This window comes from Streptomyces sp. NPDC059037, assembly GCF_042740015.1.
Lineage (GTDB): Bacteria > Actinomycetota > Actinomycetes > Streptomycetales > Streptomycetaceae > Streptomyces.
Window position 1 is genome coordinate 21,524 of record NZ_JBHYIG010000116.1, and the last position, 6,000, is coordinate 27,523.

The 6,000-nt window shown below is 68.5% G+C and carries 6 protein-coding genes; all 6 read right to left on the minus strand.

All coding sequences use genetic code 11. The annotated features are described in order from the left end of the window. Positions 1 to 101: 101 nt before the first annotated feature. Positions 102 to 584: a hypothetical protein gene (locus tag ACFWY6_RS23515; RefSeq protein WP_384693610.1), complete on the minus strand. Its 483-nt coding sequence runs from the start codon at positions 582 to 584 to the stop codon at positions 102 to 104. Between the two features lie 641 nt (positions 585 to 1,225). Then, positions 1,226 to 1,786 (minus strand): hypothetical protein, encoded by a 561-nt coding sequence (locus ACFWY6_RS23520; RefSeq protein WP_384693613.1) that lies wholly within the window; start codon positions 1,784 to 1,786, stop codon positions 1,226 to 1,228. 423 nt (positions 1,787 to 2,209) lie between these two features. Continuing rightward, a complete protein-coding gene (locus tag ACFWY6_RS23525) occupies positions 2,210 to 2,764 on the minus strand; it encodes a hypothetical protein (RefSeq protein WP_384693615.1) in 555 nt (184 codons plus the stop codon). 615 nt (positions 2,765 to 3,379) lie between these two features. Next, the gene (locus ACFWY6_RS23530) at positions 3,380 to 3,517 is read right to left on the minus strand and encodes a hypothetical protein (RefSeq protein WP_384693618.1); all 138 of its coding nucleotides are present in this window, start codon (positions 3,515 to 3,517) and stop codon (positions 3,380 to 3,382) included. Between the two features lie 10 nt (positions 3,518 to 3,527). Next, positions 3,528 to 3,752 carry a hypothetical protein gene (locus ACFWY6_RS23535; RefSeq protein WP_384693621.1) on the minus strand — a complete coding sequence of 75 codons (225 nt, stop codon included), beginning with the start codon at positions 3,750 to 3,752 and terminating at the stop codon, positions 3,528 to 3,530. A gap of 529 nt (positions 3,753 to 4,281) precedes the next feature. Next, positions 4,282 to 5,835 (minus strand): ISL3 family transposase, encoded by a 1,554-nt coding sequence (locus ACFWY6_RS23540; RefSeq protein ID WP_384693624.1) that lies wholly within the window; start codon positions 5,833 to 5,835, stop codon positions 4,282 to 4,284. Positions 5,836 to 6,000: the final 165 nt, after the last annotated feature.

The window sequence follows — 6,000 nt, forward strand, 5'->3', positions numbered from 1 at the left end:
CTCAGCCGTCGGGCGGCCCGTGCCGGGCTCAGCCCAGGTGGGGAATTACGCCGACAGGATCATGTAGATCGTGGGGAATTACGCCGTCGCTGACAGAGGGCTCAGAACGGGGGACAACACAGGGGGCCGGTGCACTCGTGCGCGGCGGCCTGCGCCTGCGCGGCCTGGCGCTCGCGCTCGGCCTGATCGCTGCGCATGATGCGCCGGGCGACACACGGCGCGTTGTCGCACGTGGTGTGCCCTTTCAGGGCGTCGGTGGAATCGTCGAAGATCTCGATCAGCCCGTAGTCCTCGCACCAGCCGCACAGCGGCTCCGGGGCGTGCAGGTTCTCGCCGTCCGCGCACTCGATCCGGTGGGACGAGTCGTACCAAGCGCCCTGCCCGTCGGCCTCGATCCACTCGATAACGCGCGCGCAGTTCAGACAGGTGTACTCAGGCTCCGGCTCCGTCAGCCCGAAGTGCTCGGCCACGGCGGCAGCACACTGCCCGGCCTGCATGCCAGCGCTCGCCGTGGGCTTGTGCTCGTTGCCAAACCCGTTGAACACGAACCGGGTTGACTCGTCGTCGGTGACCACGGCGGCCACAGCCCCCACAGTGCGACCGTGGGCAGGTCGTAGTGATCGGCGAACCGGCGGCCCTCCGGGGTGCGGGCGGACGGGTCGGCCACACAGTGGATCCACACCCGCGCACGCCCTGGCACGCTGCACACCAGGTACTCATGAGGCAGTCCGCGCCACGGCTTGTCGACGTGGTGCACGATCCCGAGTGCTTGGAGCGCGTCACGGAGCATCGCGCCGGTGTGGCGGCCATACGCGGGGCGCGTCTTGGTGAGGCTGGGGCGTGCGGTGAACGTGGACATGCGGGGTTCTCCTCGGGTTGGTTCGGGTTCCGTGACCGTGGACGCCCCGCCCAGGTGCAGTGCGCCGTAAGAGGGTTGGGGTGTCAGGCGCCCTGGCCGGTCAGGCCGCGCGCGGTGCGATATGCAGGGATCAGGTCCCAGGTGGAGCCGAGCCGGTACCACCAGAAGAGTTCAGGAGATGGCGCCGGTGCGGTGTTCGCGGCGGGCGCGCAAGGTCGCGGCGTGCAGGTCGGCTGCGTAGCGACAGATCATCACCCACATTGCCCGGTTTCCGTTGGCGAGTGTGTCGCGGAAGTGGTCGGCGGCAAGCCATGCCTGACGGTCCGCCCAGTCGGCAGCCGCCCCGGGCCGGGCTGGGGTGGTTCTTCAGCGGCGGTGCAGCAGGGTGCGCCACGAGCGGCGGGGCGGTGTCTTGGCCGCGATCGCTTCGGCCCACAGTTGCTCTGCCTCGTCCATCTGCCGCTCCGCGTAGTAGTCGGGCTCGCAGTTCTCGCCCCGGCAGACGGGGCAGCCGTGGGGGTGGTCGGCGATGTTCGCCGGGATGCGGCAGCCGAGTTGTTCGCAGGTGGGGAGTGTGGGGTCTTCGCCCATGCCGTCGCAGTAGGGGCAGGGCGTGAATCGGTAGTCGATGGGGGCGCCGACCAGGTCGCGGTGCAGGGTGGCGAGTCCGGGGACTCCCAGCTCACGCAGGAGTGCGTCGGCGCTGGGGATCTGCCAGGAGAGAGGGGTGTGGCGGTGGTCGGCGAGCATCTGGACGGCGCTGCACCAGGCGAGGCTGGAGCGGTCGATCTCCGGTGTGAAGTCGATCCAGCCGTACTCGTCGGTGGTGAAGGGGCCGGCCGGGACGGTGAGCGGCATGTCCAGGGTGGCGAGTTCGGTGGTGACCTCGGTGACGCGGTCGGCGAAGCGGTCCATGAAGGTGGTCATCTACGTGTCCTCCCATGCGGGGGCCCGGGACGCGTAGGGCGTCCCGGGCCGTGAAAGCGGGCGTCAGGCTGTGAGGGCAGCGGATGGCGAGGGTGGCGCGGTGCTCCTGGCGGTGCGCGGCGGCCGCCGGGCCGGCGAACAGCTTGAGGGAGTGCGGCTTTCCGACGGTGCCGTGCTCACTGCACACGATCTGGAACTGGGTGCGGCCGGTGCAGCCGGACTCGGGGTCGCGGGGCCGGCCCGAGGTCTTCACCTTGTGCTCGCAACGCGTGGCGTCGGCGTCGGATCGGCCTGACGCCAGCACAGTGGCCTGATGCCATATCGGGTTCCTCTTCCCGTCAGATGGGGCAGGCGCGGAGGTGGCGCCGAGCGATCGACGCCGGGTCGCCCTCCGCCCGGTGTGCCGGGCGGAGGGTCGTCGGATCAAGGAAGGCGCAGGAACAGCGGCGCAATGTCGAAGGCGTCGGTGTAGCGAATGTCCCGCTGCGGCTCCTGGGGCTTGCCGGTCCTCACATCGACTGCGCACAACTGGGCAGCTATCGACGCAGGGAGGGGCAGCGGGTGCCCGTCCACGAGCTTCCACGCCTGAACGGCCTTGCTGCCGTCAGGCTCCGTGGTACGAGCCACGACCCCCGCCGGGTGATACGCCGCCCGCGAAGCAAAGATCACCTGGCCGACGAGGGTAGAGGCCGTGTCGTCGTAAAGACGGGAACCGTCGCTCTCAACCGTCGCGGAGAGTCGCTCGTCAGTAGCGTCGATGAAGGCCGTGACGGCGAAGGGGTTGCCGCCGCCGAGGTCGGCCATACCCTGGGCGAGGGCGCCGAGGACAGCCCTGGCCAGGTTGCCGAAGATTTCCACGTACTGTTTGTTCGGCACCCCTTCCAGGTTCGCCTTCAGGGAAATGAACTTGCGGCAGCGCGCGATTATGTGGTTTCGCTGCTCTGCAGTCAGCGGCTGAAACGGTTCGTTGATCGTCATGTCTGCGACTCGTCTCTGTGAAGGGGCTGGGCGGCTCGGGGTGGGCCGACACCCGGAAGCTATGGGGAGCACGGCATCGGACGGAGTTCTGGCGAGTTTCGATGGGGCGGAGAGGCAGCGGCCGCAATGGAGGAAGTCGGCGGGGAGCCCTGGGGCGGCCAGCACGTCGGAGAATCCATCGGGTTCCCGACGCCGGTAGCTGACGAGGCGTTGGCGCGGTTGTTCGTTGAGAGGCCGGTGCCGGATGGCGAGCAGCTTCAGCTCGCTCCTGAGCTCGTCGGCATCGCGGGCCCGCAGCCGGTCGCCTCGGGCAGCGGTACGGCGGTCGGCCACGGTCTTGGACAGCGCGTTCGGCAGTGACGTCCCTGGCGGAGGTGGGCCAGGACGCGCACGCCTCAGTCCTTCAACCTACCGGCGGGCAGCTCCCGCACGATGACCAAGAGGGTCAACGGTGAGAGCCCGGCCGGGCCTCTCCTCAGACAGCCGTTTGGCGAAGAAGCCGGCCTGGACGGTGAAGTAGCCCTGGTGCAGCTCGTAGAGCTCAGGGCAGACGGGCCCGGAGGCTCAAGCCTGGATCGCTTCGGGGAAGAGGGCTCTGCCATCCCAGGCACGGTGTCAGGTTTGGCAGTAGTAGACGAGCTTCTGAAGCTTCATCGTCAGCCGATCGGGCTCGGCCCTGGCGTGCTTCTGCAGGATGTACTCGGCGACGTCGAAGACGGATGTCTGAGACTGAGCGATGGTTCCAACCTTCATTCCGCTTCGATCACCACCAGTGCCGGAACAGATAGTCGCCGCACGGCAGTTCGCCGCGGCGGATCAGATCGGCCAGGACCAGCCGCAGCGACGGCGAGAAGGCGCGATCGGCGAAGAACCGGTCCTCGAACACGGCGTTCTCAAGGTCTTGCGTCGCCGGCGGGTTCGCCTCGACGGTGGCTGGTGTGTTTTCGTCGGTGATGCGGATGCTCAACCAGTAGTCCAGCTCCGTCATGCCGGTCTTGAAGGCGCTCTCGCCGGTGCGGGAATCCCAACCCAGATAGACTTCGGCTTCCGTCCGATCAGGTCTGGCAGGAGGAAGGCGAGTCCCATCGTCGCGAGGACGGCAGCGAAGACGATGAGGATGATGGGCAAGCCGGGCATGGTCTGGAGCGTGTTCATCGGCGTGGCTTCCTTCGCGACCGCAGTGGAGGGGAAGAGGAAAGGCAGGGCGAAGAAGCCGCTGCTCAGCGCGTCTCGCTGTAGCCACACTTGGGACACGTGACCTTTTCGGCCTTCTTGCTGGCGCGGACGCCGTGGGCGTTCGACTCCATGTCGATGGCGCAGTTCGGGCAGTCCATGGCTCGGCTCCTGACGCGACGAGGATGTTCTTCAACGCCAGATCCGGATCAGCTCCGCTGATCCCTTGTGCTCACTGCCTTCACGGGACGAGCGAGGCGAGCCATGTCGGCGTACGGGGCTCTCTGGCCCCGGCAAGATTTCCGTGAAGTCGGGGTGTGCCACCGTGCGCCGGTGACACTCCGTCACGGGTAGCGGCGTCGGAGGTGGGCCATGAGGATGACGCGTTGCCGGAGGAGTGGAACCCCGGCGCGGCCCGCCGTGATCCTCTTCTGGAGCTTCAGGTCCGTTATCCGGCCTTCGTTGACACCGGAGTTGAACGGGGTGGTGATTCCTTGCACGACCGCGAGCTGGTCCTCGCGGAGGGCTCTGGCCAGGCTGGCCAAGGCCGGGAGGCGGGAGGCTTCAAGTTGCTCGATCCAGCCCGGTAGCGGTGCGGCATCGCGGGCGTCGAGCATGGCCGCGAACTGCCGTACCAAGTTGTGAGCTCGGTCCAGTTCCGGGCAGTGAGCGAGCAGCCGCCGGAGTGCCTCGGTGGCGCGCAGGCCGCGTCGGGTCGGTGCGGTAGTGATCCACCGGGCGACCTGACGGGGCGAGGGCGGCCGCTCGCGTGGCGTGTCGATCGGCAGACCGCGCCGCAGCGGCGCGATGGCCATCTTGACGCGCTGATAGTGGCCCAAGTAGCCCTTGGCGACGATCTCCTGGTGCAGCACCGTCGCCGCGTGCTCGCCCTCCTCCCAGCGTTCACGCAGATACTCCAGATACGGGTCGAGGCTCGTGGACCGGCGGGGCGGGAGGCGCCGTACGCACTCCTGCCAGCAGGCAGCACGTGCGTACTTCGCCACGGTGCGCCGGTTCAGGCCCAGCTCACGGGCCATGGCGCTGAGCGAACGGCCGGAGCCGGAGACCTCGCGCACCGCCTCGAACAGCCGCTTGGCATGGCGGCGGGCGGGAGTATCGGCCGTCTCGGACCGGTCCGTCGGCGATGGCGGGGTCGGTTCGGGGTCGGGGACCGCAGCGGGCAGGCAGCCGCGGTGGGCGGCGGCAACGTCCCCGACCCGTTTCGACAACCCCTGCCAGAGGTGGAAGCGGTCGCTGACCTGCACCGCATCAGGGGCTCCGTCGGTGATGCCCTGCCGGTAAACCAGCGAGCCGTCCCGGCACGCCACTTCGACGCCGGGGTGGGTGCGCAGCCAGGCGGCGAGTTGCTCGGCATCGCGCCCGGCCCACAGCTCGATCGGCAGCCGCGTGTCGGCATCCACCAGCAGCGTGCCATAGACGTCCGCGTACAACGCGAAGTCGTCCACGCCCAGCACCCGCGGTGTCGCGGCCGACGGCAGCCGCATACGCATCAATTGAAATAGCACACTTGTCCGCGACAGCGGCGTCTTCATAATGCGCAGAAGCCTAGCCCCGCCACGGCCGGCCAGTATCACCCCGGCCATCTCCACGAGTTGCTGCAGCAGCGGACTGCGGCGCTGATAGCGCACCGTCACCCCCTCGACCTGCTCGGCAAACGTCCGTCGCCCGCAGCTCGGGGCGTCGCAGAACAGCCGCCGCACCGTCAGACTGACCAGCACTGGGCGGCCACCGGCGGCGACGTCGGCCAGCGTGCGGACATAGCGGCTGTGCACCCGCTCCGACCCTCGACCGCAGTCCGGACACGCCACCCTCAACTCGCGGGTACGGGCGGCGATACGAACCACGCCATCCGACGACCACACCCGCTCCACCCGCACCGCATCCAGATGCGGAGCCCACGTTCGTACGAGGTCATCACACTCGCCGACACTGCCGCTACCCGTGACGGAGTGTCACCGGCGCACGGTGGCACACCCCGACTTCACGGAAATCTTGCCGGGGCCACGTTGGGGCGTACGCCGACAAGCCACGAAGAAAGACAC

Excerpts from the sequence above, each read along its gene's own strand:
- ACFWY6_RS23525 (WP_384693615.1), bottom strand. The coding sequence starts at position 2,764 with ATGACGATCAACGAACCGTTTCAGCCGCTGACTGCAGAGCAGCGAAAC.
- ACFWY6_RS23520 (WP_384693613.1), bottom strand. The coding sequence starts at position 1,786 with ATGACCACCTTCATGGACCGCTTCGCCGACCGCGTCACCGAGGTCACC.
- ACFWY6_RS23535 (WP_384693621.1), bottom strand. The coding sequence starts at position 3,752 with ATGACGGAGCTGGACTACTGGTTGAGCATCCGCATCACCGACGAAAAC.
- ACFWY6_RS23530 (WP_384693618.1), bottom strand. The coding sequence starts at position 3,517 with ATGAAGGTTGGAACCATCGCTCAGTCTCAGACATCCGTCTTCGACGTC.